The 16,658-nt window shown below is 63.3% G+C and carries 17 protein-coding genes and 2 riboswitches; of the genes, 11 read left to right on the top strand and 6 right to left on the bottom strand.

Translation table 11 applies throughout. The features are described from left to right. Positions 1-86: 86 nt before the first annotated feature. The 3 genes from rtcA to EJB06_RS30680 form a co-directional block, all read right to left on the bottom strand. Positions 87-1,109 carry an RNA 3'-terminal phosphate cyclase gene (gene rtcA, locus EJB06_RS30690; protein WP_126077827.1) on the bottom strand — a complete coding sequence of 341 codons (1,023 nt, stop codon included), beginning with the start codon at positions 1,107-1,109 and terminating at the stop codon, positions 87-89. Between the two features lie 41 nt (positions 1,110-1,150). After that, entirely contained in the window at positions 1,151-2,386 is a 1,236-nt protein-coding gene (locus tag EJB06_RS30685) for an RtcB family protein (protein WP_126077826.1), read from the bottom strand. Positions 2,387-2,821: 435 nt separating this feature from the next. Continuing rightward, positions 2,822-4,285, bottom strand: coding sequence for a vWA domain-containing protein (locus EJB06_RS30680; protein ID WP_229427363.1), 1,464 nt, complete (start codon positions 4,283-4,285; stop codon positions 2,822-2,824). Between the two features lie 285 nt (positions 4,286-4,570). On the opposite strand from EJB06_RS30680, the gene rtcR reads away from it, so the two are divergent. From rtcR to EJB06_RS30650, 6 genes are all read left to right on the top strand, one after another. After that, entirely contained in the window at positions 4,571-6,181 is a 1,611-nt protein-coding gene (rtcR, locus tag EJB06_RS30675; protein WP_126077824.1) for an RNA repair transcriptional activator RtcR, read from the top strand. A gap of 268 nt (positions 6,182-6,449) precedes the next feature. After that, a riboswitch (glycine riboswitch) is annotated at positions 6,450-6,555 on the top strand. Continuing rightward, positions 6,556-6,665: riboswitch (glycine riboswitch) on the top strand. It abuts the riboswitch before it with no gap. A gap of 56 nt (positions 6,666-6,721) precedes the next feature. Next, positions 6,722-7,954 carry a D-amino acid dehydrogenase gene (locus EJB06_RS30670; RefSeq protein WP_126077823.1) on the top strand — a complete coding sequence of 411 codons (1,233 nt, stop codon included), beginning with the start codon at positions 6,722-6,724 and terminating at the stop codon, positions 7,952-7,954. 143 nt (positions 7,955-8,097) lie between these two features. Beyond that, a complete protein-coding gene (locus EJB06_RS30665; RefSeq protein WP_126077822.1) occupies positions 8,098-8,814 on the top strand; it encodes a hypothetical protein in 717 nt (238 codons plus the stop codon). A 33-nt stretch (positions 8,815-8,847) separates the two neighbouring features. After that, a complete protein-coding gene (locus EJB06_RS30660) occupies positions 8,848-9,441 on the top strand; it encodes a C39 family peptidase (RefSeq protein WP_126077821.1) in 594 nt (197 codons plus the stop codon). A 95-nt stretch (positions 9,442-9,536) separates the two neighbouring features. Further along, positions 9,537-10,544 (top strand): MerR family transcriptional regulator, encoded by a 1,008-nt coding sequence (locus tag EJB06_RS30655; RefSeq protein WP_126077820.1) that lies wholly within the window; start codon positions 9,537-9,539, stop codon positions 10,542-10,544. Between the two features lie 16 nt (positions 10,545-10,560). Then, a complete protein-coding gene (locus tag EJB06_RS30650; RefSeq protein ID WP_164558087.1) occupies positions 10,561-11,970 on the top strand; it encodes a carotenoid oxygenase family protein in 1,410 nt (469 codons plus the stop codon). Position 11,971: 1 nt separating this feature from the next. On the opposite strand, the gene EJB06_RS30645 is transcribed toward EJB06_RS30650, so the two are convergent. Then, positions 11,972-12,748 (bottom strand): enoyl-CoA hydratase, encoded by a 777-nt coding sequence (locus EJB06_RS30645; RefSeq protein ID WP_126077818.1) that lies wholly within the window; start codon positions 12,746-12,748, stop codon positions 11,972-11,974. Between the two features lie 69 nt (positions 12,749-12,817). Next, positions 12,818-14,029 (bottom strand): murein transglycosylase A, encoded by a 1,212-nt coding sequence (mltA, locus tag EJB06_RS30640; RefSeq protein ID WP_126077817.1) that lies wholly within the window; start codon positions 14,027-14,029, stop codon positions 12,818-12,820. A 22-nt stretch (positions 14,030-14,051) separates the two neighbouring features. On the opposite strand from mltA, the gene EJB06_RS32120 reads away from it, so the two are divergent. Continuing rightward, entirely contained in the window at positions 14,052-14,195 is a 144-nt protein-coding gene (locus EJB06_RS32120) for a hypothetical protein (protein WP_164558085.1), read from the top strand. Between the two features lie 2 nt (positions 14,196-14,197). Here the strand turns inward: EJB06_RS32120 and apaG are convergent, their stop codons facing one another. Continuing rightward, entirely contained in the window at positions 14,198-14,572 is a 375-nt protein-coding gene (gene apaG / locus EJB06_RS30635; RefSeq protein WP_126077816.1) for a Co2+/Mg2+ efflux facilitator ApaG/CorD, read from the bottom strand. Between the two features lie 181 nt (positions 14,573-14,753). Between apaG and rpe the strand changes: the two genes are divergently transcribed. The 4 genes from rpe (at position 14,754) to EJB06_RS30615 (ending at position 16,658) form a co-directional block, all read left to right on the top strand. Beyond that, complete coding sequence (rpe, locus tag EJB06_RS30630) at positions 14,754-15,425, top strand: ribulose-phosphate 3-epimerase (RefSeq protein ID WP_126077815.1); 672 nt, start codon at positions 14,754-14,756, stop codon at positions 15,423-15,425. Between the two features lie 10 nt (positions 15,426-15,435). Further along, a complete protein-coding gene (locus EJB06_RS30625) occupies positions 15,436-15,795 on the top strand; it encodes a hypothetical protein (protein ID WP_126077814.1) in 360 nt (119 codons plus the stop codon). 292 nt (positions 15,796-16,087) lie between these two features. Continuing rightward, positions 16,088-16,366 (top strand): type II toxin-antitoxin system RelE/ParE family toxin, encoded by a 279-nt coding sequence (locus EJB06_RS30620; RefSeq protein WP_126077829.1) that lies wholly within the window; start codon positions 16,088-16,090, stop codon positions 16,364-16,366. Between the two features lie 16 nt (positions 16,367-16,382). After that, complete coding sequence (locus EJB06_RS30615) at positions 16,383-16,658, top strand: HigA family addiction module antitoxin (protein ID WP_126077828.1); 276 nt, start codon at positions 16,383-16,385, stop codon at positions 16,656-16,658.

Genomic DNA, 16,658 nt, shown 5'->3' with positions numbered 1-16,658 from the left:
AACCCGCCAACTACTTGATTTCGTTAACGTTTTCTTCGGGGAGGCGAACTATAGCAAAGCCTGCCCCGAACTGACAAGGACTCTTTTCACGCCGTCGCGCGAACGGTACAGGTACTGCGCTGCTCCCCCTCTTCCAGGTCGATCGACACCGGCAGAAAACGCCCGATCACTTCCGCATTGGTCGACGCATGTTGGGAGATGACGTCCGCCGTAAAACTGCCGCCGCCGGCCAGCGCCATCGGCAGCATCAGCTGGTCCGCCAGGTGCTCGCCCACGGCCGCCTGGGAGGCAATATAGCGGCGCGCTTCATTCACGACCTCCCTGGCGACGATTTCGGCCCGCACCATCTTTTCGCCGAAGGCGCAAAACACCTCGGTCGCGTGTTCGTATTCCAGGGTGATCAGCAAGGCATTGCCCGGCCCCTGGTCGCCCGGCAGGCCACGCATGCGCAGCTCGTCGCCCGACCAGCCCATGCCCAGGCCGACGCATTCCAGTTCGCGCAGCGCTATCCCCGCAGGCAATCCCGCCACAATCCCCTCGGCGTAGCCACCGGTGCGCTGGCCACGCTCCATCAGCGTCAACGGCTTCAATTGCGCGCACGGCGCAATGGTTGCCACGATGCAGCCGCCGCCGGCCGGATAAAAACCCGAACGCAGCAGCTCGATATCGATCTCGGCCCCCATCCTGCGCAGCAAGGGGAGATAAGCGCGCTGCAGGAACTGCGCCGGCGGCGCCATGGGATTATGCGTGCCGCCGCTGATGCGCACCGTCGAGGGGCCGTCCGCATGCAGCAATGCCAGCATCACCGTCTGCAGCACCAGCGTGCAGCTGCCCGCCGAGCCGATCGCGAACTGATAATCCCCGCCCTTGATCTCCTTCGGCGCAAAGACCAGCTTCAGCGAACCCAGTTCCGCCCCGCTGACAGTGGCGCCGCTGATCTGGGCGGCTGCCTGCACGGCCACCAGATGCTGGCGCAGCAAGCCGGGCTTCTTGCGTCCGGCCCGGATATTATTGATGCAAAACGCCTGGCCGGTAATCATGGACAAGGTCAGCGCGCTGCGCAGGATTTGTCCGCCGCCTTCGCCGAGGGCGCCATCTAATTCAATCATCTTCAACTCTTCTTCTTATATTAGTGTAAGCAGCAACAGCATCAACCCTTGACGCACACCACCTGCTTGAGGATATGGACCACATCCACCAGGTCGCGCTGGGCGTGCATGACCGCGTCGATATCCTTGTACGCCATCGGAATCTCGTCAATCACGTTTTCATCCTTGCGGCACTCGACGCCCTCGGTCGCCTTGACCTGGTCGTCGATGGTAAAGCGGCGCTTGGCCTCGGTACGGCTCATGGTGCGGCCGGCGCCGTGGCTGCAGCTGTTGAAGCTGTCCGGATTACCCTTGCCGCGCACGATAAAGCTCCTCGCTCCCATCGAACCCGGAATGATACCCAGTTCACCCGGACGGGCCGATACGGCGCCCTTACGGGTAATCAGCACATCTTTACCGAAGTGATGCTCCTTCTGCACATAATTATGGTGGCAGTTCACCGCTTCCACGTGCGTCTCGAACGGCTTGGCAATCACGCTACGCACCGCCGCGATCAGGTTATGCATCATCACATCGCGGTTGGTGCGGGCGAACTTCTGCGCCCAGCTGACCGCCTCGATGTAATCCTTGTAGTGCTGGGTACCTTCGGCCAGGTACGCCAGGTCCTGATCCGGCAGGTTGATGAAGTGCGTACGCATATCCTTCTTGGCCAGCTCGATGAAATGGGTGCCGATGGCATTGCCCACGCCGCGAGAACCCGAATGCAGCATGAACCACACGAAACCGACCTCGTCCAGGCAGACTTCCACAAAGTGGTTACCGCTTCCCAGGGTACCCAGGTGCCGGTAGTTATTCGTGGTTTTCAGTTTCGGCGTTTTCAGGCAGATCGCGTCGAATTCATCCTTCAACTGGCCCCAGGCCACATCCACCGCCGCCGGCGGGGTATTCCACGAACCTTCATCGCGGCCGCGGTAGCCGCGCGTCTTCGGCGACATACCGTGCGGGATCGCGCGCTCGATGGCGCTACGCAGCGCCGACAGATTATCCGGCAGGTCGTTCGCGGTCAGGGTGGTCTTGGCCGCCATCATTCCGCAACCGATATCCACGCCAACGGCGGCCGGGATCACCGCACCCAGGGTCGGAATCACGCTGCCGATGGTCGAACCCTTACCCAGGTGAACGTCCGGCATGACCGCGATATGCTTGTAAATGAAGGGCATTTTGGCGGTGTTGGCCAGCTGCTTCTTGGCCACCTCTTCCACCGGCACGCCTTTGGTCCACATTTTGACGTGGCGGCCATCTTCCACATTCAGGACATCGTAGTTTTCGTTTTTCATATTTTTCTCACTATATACAAGGTAATGCAAGGGTGGCGACAACATCGCCCGGACAGACTGCTCTACCAACTGAGCTACAGCCGCTTGCGCAACCGCCCGGGCTCGAACCGGGGACACAATGTAGTCCGGACTGCATTCGCCAAAATCAATTCCCGACAAGGAGTCGGCAGGACAAACAGTTGCCGGCGCCAGGCCAATAGCAACCCCCATGTAGTCCTGCCTGCATTCGGGGTAAAACAAGGTCCCGACAAGGAGCGGCAAGACATGTCAGCTGTAGGACGCGAAGCCCTTGCAGCCGTGGATGTAGTCTTTACCTGCATTCGGGGTAAAACGATTGAGCACAGCGCGACAACGAGTCGATGCGAAATTGAACATGGGGAGATGTATTCGCATCAGCATTCGCGCTGCACTCAAAACCGGTACTTCAATATTCCTTTAATCCAGCGAAATCGACTCGATCTCGCCAACCCAGTGCCCGGCGCCCAGCTGGCCGGCCGCAAAGGCGGCGATGATCTTGAACACGTCGTCGGAAAAACCGCCCACATTCAATACATCGGCGCGTTCCGCCGCCTGGCTGCTACTGTTCGGCGTGCAATCGATGCACACCAGCCGCGCCGCCGGATTGCGCTGTTTGAACAGCGCCCATTCGGCCATCGTGGCGGTGGCGCCGGCACGCTTGTCGATCCACGATTCGTTATCCGACACGTAGACCACCAGGTCGGCCATCATCTTCCGCTTGTTCATCTGCGCCAGCGGCGCACTGCAATTGGTACCGCCGCCGCCGATCGCCGCCAGCTTCTGCGCATTGGTCATGACCGTATCGCGGGCATTCAGTTCGCACACCCGCACATAATTCTCGAACGGCAGCACCAGCGCATCGGGATTCTTGCGCAGCATGGCTGCGGCAATCAGTCCCGCCACATCGATGCAACGCACCTTCGATGTGCCGCCGGCGCGATAACCGGATACCGGCGACTGCATCGATCCCGACACGTCCGGGCAAATCACGACCTTGCCCTCGACCTTCGGCACATTGGCGAGCGACAGTTCCAGCGCATCCTGCAAAGCGTCGCCAATTGCCCGTGGCACGTCGCTCGATGCGGCCTTGTACGCCGCCATCAACTGATACGGAAACACCCCCGAGCGGGCAATCGCTTCCGGATCGCGCAGCTTGTCGGCGATTACTTCGATCATCCCCGGCAATTCGTACACGCCATTGCGGCCGAAGGTATTCAGATTCATGCGCACCATGTGCCAGCCGCCCTGGCGCGCAATCTGGGCCCAGGCCTGCGCCGGCAAGGACAGCGAGGCCAGCATCTGGAACGGCACGTCCGGCACCGGCTGCGACTGGTCGGCCCGATACGCCTGGAACGCCTTGAGCGCATCGGGCAGCGCTCCCGCATCAAACGGCTTGCCGATCAGCCAGGCGAAAAACGCTTCACGCCAGGCTTGCGACGGCTTCGGATGCACCATCTTCACCACATCGCCCAGCGAGGGCGCGGTGCCGATCGAGGCTGCCAGCAGCTCTTTTTCCGATGCGCGGTTCAACCATTGCTGCACCAGCTTTTTAGGCCGGGTGCCCAGCGATTGCCGGCCCGCCGCGCCGGAGCGGATGATCTGCACCACATTGCGCAGCATCTTGCCGTTATTGACCACGCGGCGAAATACCGGGGTCAGTTCCGGCGCGCCCTTGGCGGCCAATACGGCGGTCAGCAGCGCCGGCATATCCTTCATATAACCGCGTTCGCGGCAGTAAATCGCGGTCTGCGCGATAAACCTGGCATCGACCTTGTCGCACAGTTCCAGCACGGTCGACAACTGCGCCTGCGCATCGACGTAATAGGTCGAATTCAGGCAACCGGTGGCGGCATATTGCGCCAGCTGATGCCGTGGCGTCATGCGGTAAGCCGGTGCGCCTTCCGCATTAAGACCATCGGCGCGAGGGACAAAGATTCCCTTCAAGGTCTGGAACAACTGTGCGTTTGCCATTTTCATTTCCTCATTTTTTCTTGTTTGTATCTCCTCTATTGCAATTGCTGTGCCAGCTCGTGCCCAGCCTGCGCAAACGAGATATAAGTCATTGATTTCAATAAGATGATCAATTCGCCAAGCCGGGCAGCGCGAAAATGGACAAGCAGGCAACTGCGTGATAAATTATCCTAATAGATAAATTTTTATACGAGTATGAAAAAGAAACGCATCGTGGTCATCGGATTCATCGGCACCCAGCTCGACAGCGGCAAGGGGCCGGCCCGCTGGGAAAAGTGGCGCCCCAGCATCGCCATCACCCAGCAAGAGGACTACGCCGTACACCGCTTCGAGCTGCTGTACGGCGGCAAATTCCGCTCGCTGGTCGACGCCGTCACTGCCGACATCGCCGCCGTCTCGCCCGAAACCACGGTCGTCCCGCACGATATTCCCATTAGCGACGCCTGGGATTTTGGCGAGGTCTACGGCGCCCTGTTCGACTTCGCCAAGACCTACCCCTTCGATCCGGACAACGAGGATTACTGGATCCACATCACCACCGGCACCCACGTCGCGCAGATTTGCATGTTCCTGATGACCGAAGCGCGCTTCTTCCCCGGCCGCCTGCTGCAGAGCTCGCCGCCCCGGCGCCAGTCCAGCACCGAACCGGGCAGCTACGCACTGATCGACCTCGACCTGTCGCGCTACGACCAGATCGCCCAGCGCTTTTCGCGCGAGCAAGCCGAAGGCGTGGCCTTCCTCAAGTCCGGCATTGCCACGCGCAACGCCAGCTTCAACACCATGATCGACGAAATCGAGCGCGTGGCAATCAAGTCGCGCGCGCCGATGCTGCTGATGGGCCCGACCGGCGCCGGCAAATCCTTCCTCGCGCGCCGCGTCTACGAACTGAAGAAGACACGGCACCAGCTGGACGGCAAGTTTGTCGAACTCAACTGCGCCACCCTGCACGGCGACGGCGCCGCCTCGACCCTGTTCGGCCACGTCAAAGGATCGTTCACGGGCGCGGCCGCCGAGCGCCCCGGCCTGCTGCGCAGCGCCCACAAGGGCTTGCTGTTCCTTGACGAAATCGGCGAACTCGGCCCGGACGAACAGGCCATGCTGCTCAAGGCCATCGAAGAAAAGCGCTTTCATCCGGTCGGCAGCGACAGCGAAGTGCAGAGCGATTTCCAGCTCATCGCCGGCACCAACCGCGACCTGGCGAGCGAGGTGGTGGCCGGACGCTTCCGCGAAGACTTGTTTGCCCGTATCAATCTATGGACCTACGCCCTGCCCGGCCTGGTCGACCGGCCGGAAGATATCGAGCCCAACCTGGTCTACCTGCTCAACCAGTTCAGCCAGGAATACGGGCAGATGGTGCGTTTCAACAAGGAGGCGCGCGAGCGCTACATGCGTTTCGCGATCTCGCCCGAAGCGGTCTGGGCCGGCAACTTCCGCGACCTGTCGGCCTCGGTCACGCGCATGGCCACCCTGGCCGAGGCCGGCGGCATATCGGAGAACATCGTCAGCGCCGAAGTCGCCCGCCTGCAGAAACTCTGGCAGCACTACACGCGCGCGCCGCTCGCGGCCGAGGTCGACCTCGCCGAACTGATGGGCGATGAAGCCGCCGCTGACCTCGACCTGTTCGACGCCATGCAACTGGCCTCGGTGGTCAAGGTATGCCGCGCGTCGAGCACCCTGTCGGACGCCGGCCGCAAGCTGTACGCCGTCTCGCGCAGCGCCAAAAGCAAACCCAACGACGCCGACCGCCTGAAGAAATTCCTGGCGCGCTTCGCACTCGACTGGGATGGGGTGAGCAGCCGCCGGTAATGTGCCGGTATTGTCTCGGAAACAACAGCTATCAATAAAATAGGTTGTATTGACGATAATTCCTGCGGTATTCTGCATACATATGCCCAAGGCATATGAAGTACCCGCTCGTAGATCAATGTGATTATTGGCTTCCATAGCCGGCGCGCTGCGGCGTTGCCCGCTGCTGGCAGTGCGCGCACTGCGTCGCAGCGTGCGCCTTGCATCGCATCCGGCTCTGTTCGCCAAAAACTCGCACTGATTTCGAGTGGGCACTTAGCGCAATGCTAAGGCATTATCGGGAGAGTCTGCCGGTCACCAAGTGGTATGGGATCGGCGGCGCCGAAGGAGCAACCGCCCCGGAATCTCTCAGGCCCAGGGACCGATAAGGCATTTGAACTCTGAAGAGCCACCGGGCGTCGTCATCCGGTGCACCGAAGGAGCAAACCGTCCACGCATCGCGCGTTGGCGGCGAATCTCTCAGGTCCAGCACAGAGGGGGTATCCGACGCGCAGCCGCGCGCGGACTCCCCTATCTGACGTTTTCGGACCAGGAAGAAACATGAAAACCATAGCAGTAATAGGCGGCGGGATAACCGGCGTCACGACCGCGTACGCCCTTGCCAAACGTGGCTTTGCCACCACTCTGCTCGAACAGCACCGCTACGCGGCGATGGAAACCTCGTTTGCCAACGGCGGCCAGCTGTCGGCCTCCAACGCCGAAGTCTGGAACCACCGCTCCACCATGCTCAAGGGCCTCAAGTGGATGTTCCGGCGCGATGCGCCGCTGCTGGTCAACCCCAAACCGAGCTGGCACAAGCTGTCGTGGTTCGCCGAATTTGCCGCCGCCATTCCCCACTACCGCAGGAACACCGTGGAGACGGCGCGCCTGGCGATTGCCGCGCGCGAGCACCTGTTCGCGTGGGCCGAGGCCGAAGGCATCGACTTCGACGTCAAGCGCGAAGGCATCCTGCACATCTACCGCGACAAGGCCGGCTTCGACCACGCCGCCACGGTCAGCAGGATGCTCGCCGCCGGCGGCCTGGCGCGGCGCGCGGTCACTCCCAGCGACATGCGCGCCATCGAGCCGACCCTGGCGGGCGACTACTACGGCGGCTTCTTCACCGAGAGCGACGCCACCGGCGACATCCACAAATTCACCACCGGCCTTGCCGCCGCCGCGCGCCGCAACGGCGTGGACTGCCGCTACGGCATGCGCATCGGCGCGCTGCGCAGCGACGGCCGCCAGGCCCACGTGACCGTGGGCGACGGCGAGCGCACCCAGACCGAAACCTACGACGGCGTCGTCATCTGCGCCGGCACCGCCAGCCGCGCGCTGGCCGCCAGCCTGGGCGACCGGGTCAACATCTACCCGGTAAAAGGCTATTCGATCACGGTCAACCTGAACGACGCCGCCAGCCAGGCCGCCGCGCCCAGCGTCAGCCTGCTCGACGACGCCACCAAACTGGTGACCAGCCGCCTCGGGACCGACCGCTTCCGCGTGGCCGGCACCGCCGAATTCAATGGCTTCAACCGCGATATCCGCGACGACCGGATTCGCCCGCTGATCGACTCGGTGCACCAGTGCTTCCCCGGCGTGAACACGCGCAGCGTGATTCCGTGGGCCGGCCTGCGCCCGATGATGCCGACCATGCTGCCGCGCGTCGGGCGCGGCAAATCGCCCTGCGTCTTCTACAACACCGGGCACGGGCATCTGGGCTGGACCCTGTCGGCCGTCACCGCCGACATGATCGGCGACTTGATGCAGCGTTCCCTCGATTTTCCAACGCACTGACCACGCGCGTTGACCAGGATGTCCGGCATGCGTGCATGTCATGGCTGTCGCAGCACCCACCCCGCTTGGACAGGCGGGGCTCTCGTACCAATCTTTGTGAGGAGAAGTCAATAATGCGAACAACAATGCTCTCATGCCGTCCCATGCTCGCCGCCCTGCTGTGCGGCGCCAGCCTGGCGCTCGCCGGCGCCCCGGCACAGGCCCAATCGGATGGCACCAGTACCTTCAAGGCGGTGCCCAAGCGCGCGGCGGCAGCGGCGCTGGCGGCGGCCCAGCGCGATTTCGCCCAGTTCGTGCAGCACCAGACGCAAGTGCGCGGCGCCAGCGGCGCACCGGTCGACTTCCCGCTCGACATCAGCGACATGCAGGACCTGAAGGACGCCAGGGTCGGCTACGGCTTCCCGGTCTACACCGTCGATCCGAACGAACTGCTGGCGGGGCGCGGCAGCCTGAAACAGATGGCCAAGGCCACCGGCCAATGGCGCTTCGTGATCCTGCTGAACCAGCGCCCGATCGGCATGGCGACGCTGGAACTCAATAACGGCAACTACGAAACCGTCGCCTATGGCGCCGCCGTGCTGGCCAAGGATGTGGATGCGTCGATGGGCTACTACGGCGACGCCGAGCGAAGCAATGTGCGCTTCGTGCGCGTCTACCAGGCACGGTCCGACCTGCTGGAAGTAGTCGGCCGCGAAGACGGCCGCACCCGCTATGCGCCTTTGCATTCGGCCCGCGAATCGCTGCTGATGCAGCAGCGCTCCGTCAAGGACGGCAAGGCCAGCGAAGCGCTGATGGACGAAGCGGAGCTGCTGCAGCCGCTGCGCAGCGCGGTCAAGCAAAACCTGGACGCTTCGAAGTAAGCGCGTCACCCTCAGAACGAATCAGGAGAAAACATGAACACAACTGTGAAAAAAATCGTCGTCGGTGTATCGCTCTTGCTGGCACTGCCGGCGGCCATGGCCCAATGGCGCACGCTCAGCGTCCCGCTGACCACCCAGGAACACAGCCAGTGGTGCTGGTCGGCGTCGAGCAAGGCGGTGCTGAACTATTACAAGAAGACCCCGAGCCAGTGCCAGATCGTGAACTGGGCCTTCGGCCTGAATTACGCCTGCGGGAACACCTACTTCAACTGGAACAGCCCGGCCAACCAGCCGAACAATATGTACGGCTCCAACGGCAGCGTGCAGAACATCCTCAAGGCCTGGGGCGTGGCCAACGGCGCCTACAGCGTGGCCTCGTCGTGGAGCAGCGTGGTGTCCGACATCAACGCCAATCGCCCGTTCGTGATGCGCTACGGTTGGACCAACGGCGGTGGGCACATCATGGTGGGACGCGGCTACGAAACGGCCAATGGCGTCAACCACGTCTACATCATGGACCCATGGCCCGGTGAAGGCCAGACCTACCGCACCTACAACTCCGCCGTGTCGGCGTCCGACCACCGCTGGACGCACACACAGCGCATGAGCATCAACGGTCCGACCTAAGCCAGGCGCCATCGCCCCCGCGCAGGTAGCGGCGCGGGGGCGCTTGACCCTCTCGCTACGTGACGGTTTACCATCTTGAAAATGGAGAAACCGGCATGCTACTGAAAATAGGACAACTGGCCAGGCGCAGCGGCTTGAGCGTGCGCGCCCTGCGCCATTACGACGACATCGCCCTGCTCACACCCTCGGTCCGCTCGGACAAGGGCTACCGCCTGTACGACAGCGCAGACGTGGCCCGGCTGTATCGCATCCAGGCGCTGCGCCGCCTCGACCTGCCGCTGACGGACATCCAGGCCATGCTGGCCGATGGCGGCGCCAGCCTGCCGCACGTGGTGGCGCAGCAGATCGCCTCCCTCGAACGCCAGATCGCGCAAGCGACCGCCCTGCACGGGCAGCTGCGCGATTTGCAGGCGCAGCTCGACCAGCACCATGAGCCGTCGATGGACAACTGGCTGGCCGCGCTCGAACGCATGGCCGCCGGCGCGCGCTACTTCACCGACGCCGAACTCCAGACCCTGAAAACGCGGCGCGGGCAGAGCAGCGCCAACGCAGAGCTGACCGCCACGCTGCACGCGCTGATGGCAGGCGGCGCGGCGCCCGACAGCCCGCAAGCAGGCGCGCTCGCACGGCGCTGGATCGCCACCCTGCTGGAGGACGCCGGCGGCGACGAAGGCATGCTGATGAAGCTCTACGCCATGAACTGGAACGAACCCACCCTGCATACCCTGAGCGGCGTCGATCGCGCCGCGATGCAGTTCATTTCGCACGCCATGGCGCACCGGCGCCTGGCCATCTACGCCAACTACTGCAGCCCGGCCGAGATGGCCCTGCTGCGCCGGCACTACGTCGCCCAGACCGACGCCTGGCCCGCACTCATCTGCGCCCTGCGCAATCACCTTAACGACGGCACGTCCGCCACAAGTCCCGAGGTGCAAGCGCTGGCGCGCCAGTGGCAGGCGCTGTCGCTGGCCAAGGCGGCGGGCGATGCGGCGCTCCAGGCCAGGCTGCGCCACGCCTTCGAGCAGGAGAGCGAACTGCGCACCGGCTCCGGCATCGATGCGCCGCTGCTCGCCTACGTGCAGGGCGCCATGCAAGCTCTTTAAACCACCGGGAATCACCATGCCAGGCCATTTTTTCACGGGGAATTACGCTCCCCTCGATACCGAATGCGACATCGACACGCTGCCGGTGCACGGCACCCTGCCGCCCCAACTGCGCGGCGCGCTGTACCGCGTCGGACCGAATCCCCGCTTCGCGCCGCGCGACGAGCGCTATCACTGGTTCTCCGGCGACGGCATGGTGCACGCCTTCTTCCTCGGCGACGGCAAGGCAGCGTATGCCAACCGCTGGGCGCGCACGCCGAAATGGCAGCTCGAAGACAGCGCCGGCCGCGCGCTGTTCGGCACCTTCGGCAACCCGGCCACCAGCGATCCGGCGGTGCACGGCAAAAACAGCGGCACCGCCAATACCAGCATGGTCTGGCACGGCCGGCGCCTGTTCGCGCTGGAAGAATCGCACCAGCCGTTCGAGATCGATCCGCACACGCTGGCGTCCAGGGGACACCAGGACTTCGGCGGCGCCGTGGACAGGCGCTTCACCGCGCATCCCAAGGCCGATCCGGCCACGGGCGAACTGCACTTCTTTTCCTATTCCCCGGACAGTCCGGGAGAACCGAACATCCAGTACGGCGTGCTCGATGCGCACTGCCGCGTCACGACACGCGACGCCTTCCGCGCGCCCTACGCGAGCATGATGCACGACTTCATGCTGACCGAACGGCACGTGCTGTTTCCGGTCACGCCGCTGACCATCAGCGTGGAGCGCGCCATGCAGGGACTGCCCCTGTTCGCATGGGAAGCGGACAAGCGCACCCACGTCGGCATCGGCGTGCGCGGGCAATCCATGGAGAAGCTGCGCTGGTTTTCGAGCGATGCCTGCCACGTATTCCATGTGATGAACGCCTGGGACGACGGCGGCCGCATCGTGGCCTATGTCATGGAGACGGATACCGCGCCGGGCATGCCGAATGCCGACGGCAGCCCGGGCGATGCGGCCGGGATGGCGGCGCGCCTGTGCCGCTGGAGCTTCGACCTGGAGAGCGCTGGCGACGCTTTCGAACGTACCGTCCTCGACGACCTGGCCGCGGAATTCCCGCGCATCGACGAGCGATTTGGCGGGCGCCGCAACCGCGTGGGGTTTTACTGCTGCCACAGCGAGCAGCGCGTCAGGGGCGATGCGGACAGTGTGCTGTACGACTCGCTGGCCTGCTTCGACTTTGCGTCGGGCACGCGCCAGCTATATACAGTGCCGGCCGGCGATGTCATTTCCGAGCCGGTCTTCGTGGCGCGTTCGGCGCAGGCGCCGGAGGGCGACGGCTGGCTGCTGGCGGTGGCCTGGCGCGCCAAGGAAGGCCGCAGCGACCTGCTGGTGATCGACGCCGGCGAGCTGGCGGCCGGCCCCGTCGCCACGGTGCGCCTGCCGCACCGGATACCGTTCGGCTTTCACGGCGGCTGGCGCGGCGGCGACTGAATCAGAGGCCGTCGAAGTTAGGCGGACGCTTGGCCAGGAAGGCCTGCATGCCTTCCTTCTGCGCCGGGGTGCCGAACGCCGCGTGGAAGTAGCGGCGCTCGTAGCGCACGCCTTCGGTCAGGGTGGTCTCGAACGCGCGGTTGACGCTATCCTTGATCGCCATCGCCACCGACACCGACATCGAAGCGATCGTGGTGGCGGCGGCCAGCGCTTCTTCCATCACCTTGTCCGCCGCGACTACGCGCGACACCAGGCCGGTGCGTTCCGCCTCGGCCGCATCGATCATGCGTGCGGTGAGCAGCAGGTCCATGGCCTTGGCCTTGCCGATGGTGCGCGGCAGGCGCTGGGTGCCGCCAGCGCCGGGCGTGACGCCGACCTTGATTTCGGGCTGGCCGAATTTGGCCGTATCCGCCGCGATCAGGAAGTCGCACATCATGGCCAGCTCGCAGCCGCCGCCGAGGCAAAAACCCTGCACCACGCCGATGACCGGCTTGCGCACGTTGAGGATGTGCTCCCAGTTGCGGCCGATGTAGTTGCCGCCGTAGGTGTTGCCGTAGTCGTAGTCGACCATCGCCGCGATGTCGGCGCCTGCCGCAAAGGCCTTTTCGCTGCCGGTCAGGATGATGCAGCCGATATTGCTGTCGGCGTCGAACCGGTAGAGCGCATCGCCCAGTTCATCCATCATGTTGTCGTTCAGGGCGTTCAGCGCCTTGGGACGGTTCAGGCGAATCACGGCTACTTTGCCGTGGGTCTCGATCAGCAGGTCTGCATAGTTCATGGGATCCTCATTAAAAAAGCGTGGGGTAATGTGCGATTGTAGCCAATCTGCGCCGCTGCCGAACGCAATTCAGGGTTTGGGCATCAGCACCCAGAGCTGGCCGCGCTGCTTCATGCGGCCGGCGTTGTCCATCGCATCGTAGCCGAAGCCGAAGAAGAAGTCGGCCCGCACCGCGCCGCGAATGGCGCCGCCGGTGTCCTGCCCCATCACCAGGCGCTGCATCGGCACTTCGCTGGCCGCTTCGGTGGTGGCCAGCCAGATCGGCGCGCCCAGCGGCAGCAAGGTGGGGTCGATCGCCACCGAACGCGCCGGGGTAAGTGCCACGCCGAGCGCGCCCTTGGGGCCGACCGAGGGATCCGGCAGGCGCTCTTCGCGGAAGAAAACGAAGCTCGGATTGGCGTTGAACAGTTCCTGGCGCCGTTCGGGATGCGCCGCGATCCAGGCCTTGATGCCCTGCGCCGTGGCGTCGGCCGCCGTCAGCTCGCCCTGTTCGATCAGCCAGCGCCCGATCGCCTTGTACGGATGGCCGTTCTGGTCGGCGTAGGCCACGCGCACGGTCTCGCCGCTGCCCGCCAGCGTGACCCGCCCCGAACCCTGCACCTCCAGGAAGAACGCTTCGACCGGGTCGTCCACCCACAGCAGCTCCTTGCCGGGAATGTCGGCGCGCTCGATCTCGGCGCGGCTACTGTAAGGAACCACCTTCCTGCCCACCAGCCGGCCGCGCACCCGCTTGTTTTTCAGCTCCGGATAGACGCTGGCCAGGTCGATCGTCAGCAGGTCGTCCGGCACCCGGTACAGGGGTGTCTGGAAAGCCCCGCCGCGTTTGCGGGCGCCGCGCAGCAGGGGTTCGTAGTAGCCGGTGATGAGGCCCGTATCGGCGCCGTCGGGCGCGCGGATGCGGTTCGGCACGAAGTAGGACTCGAAGTAGCTGCGCACGGCTGCGCCGTCGCCGCCATCGACCGTGCGCGCCGCGCCGCAGGCGCTTTTCCATTCGGATTTGCGCGCCAATACCGAGCACGAGGTCATGAAGGCCGGCCAGGCCTGGCGCAGGTCGTCGCGCTCCCAGCCCGGCAGCGCGGCAAAGGTCGATGGCGCCATCAAGGGCGCCGGCTCGGCTTTGTCGGGCGGCGGCGGTGGCGTCTGCGGCGGCTCCACCTGCATCACCGGCGGCGGCATGGCGACCGGCGGCGGCACCGGTTCGGGCTGCGGCGTGGAGCATGCCGCGAGGGCCAGCGCGACGGCGCCGGCCGAAACGAGTAGACTGCTGCGTGTTGAGAACATGGGAGTCGATATGTGGGCATTAATGCTTGAAGCAGGCGTGGCGTTTTTCCTGCTGGTGTTTATCGTGTGGTGGACGATGTATTCGGGGCCGAAGCCGACCAATCACGACCAGCAGCTGGACGCGCCGGAGAAAAAGGAAGAACTCCCCGACGACAGCAGCCGCTGAAATCAGTGCAGGGTGCGCGGCAGCGACAGGACGAATTCCGGGATTTTGGTCTCGAACTGGTGGCCGTCTTCGGCCACGCAGAAATACTCGCCGGTCATCGAGCCTTGCGCGGTGGCCAGCTGCGTGCCGCTGGTGTATTCGAACTGTTCGCCCGGCTGCAGCAGCGGCTGATGGCCGACCACGCCCAGGCCGCGCACTTCGTCGACATGGTTGTTGGCGTCGGTGATGACCCAATGCCGCGAGATCAGCTGCGCGCCGACGCTGCCGGTATTCTTGATCGTGATCGTATAGGTGAACACGTAATTGCTTCGGCTCGGATCGGACTGCTCCGGCAGGTACTGGGTCCTGACAGTGACAGTGAATTCGTAAGCGGCCATCTGGATTTCCTCGGTTAAGACTGTAAAAGTTGCCATAGTGAATTTTCAGGCGCCGGTCCACGCGGTCCGGCGAAGCATCATACATTGATGCCGCAAAATCGGGTCTGCGGCAAGGGCGTGCCGTGGGAGAGCGTAAAATAGCGCATCTTCATTAACCGCAAGCACTTTGCCAGCCGCCGCCATGACCACTTTCCGCATCGCTCCCAGCATTTTGTCCGCCGATTTTGCCCGCCTGGGCGAAGAAGTCCGCAATGTCGTCGCCTCGGGCGCCGACATCATCCACTTCGACGTCATGGACAACCATTATGTTCCCAACCTGACCATCGGGCCGCTGGTGTGCCAGGCGATCCGCCCGCACGTGCAGGTGCCGATCGACGTGCACCTGATGGTCAAGCCGGTCGACCGCCTGATTCCGGACTTTGCCAAGGCGGGCGCGAACATCATCACCTTTCACCCGGAAGCTTCCGAGCACATCGACCGCTCGCTCCAGCTGATCCGCGATAACGGCTGCAAGGCCGGCCTGGTGTTCAATCCGGGCACGCCGCTGCACTTCCTCGACCATGTGATGGACAAGATCGACATGATCCTGATCATGTCGGTCAATCCGGGCTTCGGCGGCCAGTCCTTCATTCCGGAAGCGCTGAAAAAGATCGCGCTGGCGCGCCGCAAGATCGACGAATCTGGCCGCGATATCTTGCTGGAAGTCGACGGCGGCATCAAGATCGACAATATCGCCGCCGCCGCCGCTGCCGGTGCCGATACCTTCGTGGCCGGGTCGGCGATTTTCGGCCAGCCGGATTACAAGGCTGTGATCGACGCCATGCGCGCGCAGCTGGCCAAGGTCGGCAAGTAACACCGAGGCCATGGCCTGCTTCGAACTTCGCCTCGGCTTTGCACCGTCCTTCCATCGGGGCGGCGCGATCCGGGTCGAAGGCGATGCGACGGGCATGGCAACCTTCGAAGCCCCTCCCATCGGGCTGCTTGCGCGCCTGGTGTTCGCGCTGCCGGTGGATGCGGACGGCATGGCCGCCATTCATGCACTTGGCGGGTATGTCGTTTCATCTCCCGGCTTGATCTCGCTTGCTCAAAGCAAATCGCGGCTCGCGCTGGTGAGCGCGTTGAGGAGCACCTGTCCGATGACGGTGATCGAGGGGCCCAAGGCCGCGAAGGAACTGATACACATCATGGAAACCTATTCGTTTCAGTCAAAAGATAGTCAGTAGCGGGGTATTCTGAGCAGTGCGTCGGCCACGCCATTGCGAACCCCGAACAAACTGAACAAGACCACCTCGGCTTGGCGAACAGGGTCGGCTTGCTGACAGTATGCGCCTGCGTGTAAATGAAACCCTTCAAACGGTAGCAAAATGCCCGTTGGAAGCGTTGCCTTGTCCATATCTGTCATAGGAAACGCCAAGCCTGTTGCCGCCATGCTCCGCTTAGAGCAACACAAGGGAACGCAGGGTGCCCACATCGACCATCTTGTATCGCGTAGCGACACAAGCTACAATCAATATCATGATAAAAACGTTCAGGCACAAGGGACTGCAACGGTTTTTCGAGACTGGGAGCAAGGCTGGAATCCAGGCGCCGCATGCAGTAAGACTGCGCCTCCAGTTAGCTGCCCTTGACCAGGCAATTCGCCCGGAAGATTTATCGGCGCCCTCATGGGAGCTTCATCCATTGAAAGGTGACCTCAGGGGGCACTGGGCAGTCACCGTCAACGGTAACTGGCGACTGATTTTCGCATTCGATGGAACTGATGCAATCCTCGTCGACTACCGGGACTATCACTGATGTAACAAAGGTTCATATGACTCGCATGCATAATCCCCCCCATCCTGGAGAAATACTTCGAGAATACTTGGGGGACATGACCGTCACGGAAGTTGCCGCTCGTCTTGGAGTAAGCCGCGTCACGCTTCAGCGTGTCGTCACAGGCGCCGCAGGGGTGTCGCCAGATATGGCGTATCGTCTTGGCACTGCCTTTGGCACAAGTCCTGAGTTTTGGGCAGGAATGCAGCTTCAATATGACCTTTATCAAGCCGGCAAAGTCGAACGCCCGAAAATTGAACGGATCACGGCCTAG

The sequence above is a fragment of the Massilia atriviolacea genome, from assembly GCF_003953935.1.
Lineage (GTDB): Bacteria > Pseudomonadota > Gammaproteobacteria > Burkholderiales > Burkholderiaceae_D > Telluria_A > Telluria_A atriviolacea.
Note: the sequence above shows the minus strand (reverse complement) of the source record. Positions and strands in the feature narration are given on the sequence as shown.

Coding starts and splice junctions, on each gene's coding strand:
- rtcA (WP_126077827.1), bottom strand. CDS start 1,109: ATGATTGAATTAGATGGCGCCCTCGGCGAAGGCGGCGGACAAATCCTG.
- EJB06_RS30685 (WP_126077826.1), bottom strand. CDS start 2,386: ATGAAAAACGAAAACTACGATGTCCTGAATGTGGAAGATGGCCGCCAC.
- EJB06_RS30680 (WP_229427363.1), bottom strand. CDS start 4,285: ATGACGCCACGGCATCAGCTGGCGCAATATGCCGCCACCGGTTGCCTG.
- rtcR (WP_126077824.1), top strand. CDS start 4,571: ATGAAAAAGAAACGCATCGTGGTCATCGGATTCATCGGCACCCAGCTC.
- EJB06_RS30670 (WP_126077823.1), top strand. CDS start 6,722: ATGAAAACCATAGCAGTAATAGGCGGCGGGATAACCGGCGTCACGACC.
- EJB06_RS30665 (WP_126077822.1), top strand. CDS start 8,098: ATGCTCGCCGCCCTGCTGTGCGGCGCCAGCCTGGCGCTCGCCGGCGCC.
- EJB06_RS30660 (WP_126077821.1), top strand. CDS start 8,848: ATGAACACAACTGTGAAAAAAATCGTCGTCGGTGTATCGCTCTTGCTG.
- EJB06_RS30655 (WP_126077820.1), top strand. CDS start 9,537: ATGCTACTGAAAATAGGACAACTGGCCAGGCGCAGCGGCTTGAGCGTG.
- EJB06_RS30650 (WP_164558087.1), top strand. CDS start 10,561: ATGCCAGGCCATTTTTTCACGGGGAATTACGCTCCCCTCGATACCGAA.
- EJB06_RS30645 (WP_126077818.1), bottom strand. CDS start 12,748: ATGAACTATGCAGACCTGCTGATCGAGACCCACGGCAAAGTAGCCGTG.
- mltA (WP_126077817.1), bottom strand. CDS start 14,029: ATGTTCTCAACACGCAGCAGTCTACTCGTTTCGGCCGGCGCCGTCGCG.
- EJB06_RS32120 (WP_164558085.1), top strand. CDS start 14,052: ATGCTTGAAGCAGGCGTGGCGTTTTTCCTGCTGGTGTTTATCGTGTGG.
- apaG (WP_126077816.1), bottom strand. CDS start 14,572: ATGGCCGCTTACGAATTCACTGTCACTGTCAGGACCCAGTACCTGCCG.
- rpe (WP_126077815.1), top strand. CDS start 14,754: ATGACCACTTTCCGCATCGCTCCCAGCATTTTGTCCGCCGATTTTGCC.
- EJB06_RS30625 (WP_126077814.1), top strand. CDS start 15,436: ATGGCCTGCTTCGAACTTCGCCTCGGCTTTGCACCGTCCTTCCATCGG.
- EJB06_RS30620 (WP_126077829.1), top strand. CDS start 16,088: ATGATAAAAACGTTCAGGCACAAGGGACTGCAACGGTTTTTCGAGACT.
- EJB06_RS30615 (WP_126077828.1), top strand. CDS start 16,383: ATGACTCGCATGCATAATCCCCCCCATCCTGGAGAAATACTTCGAGAA.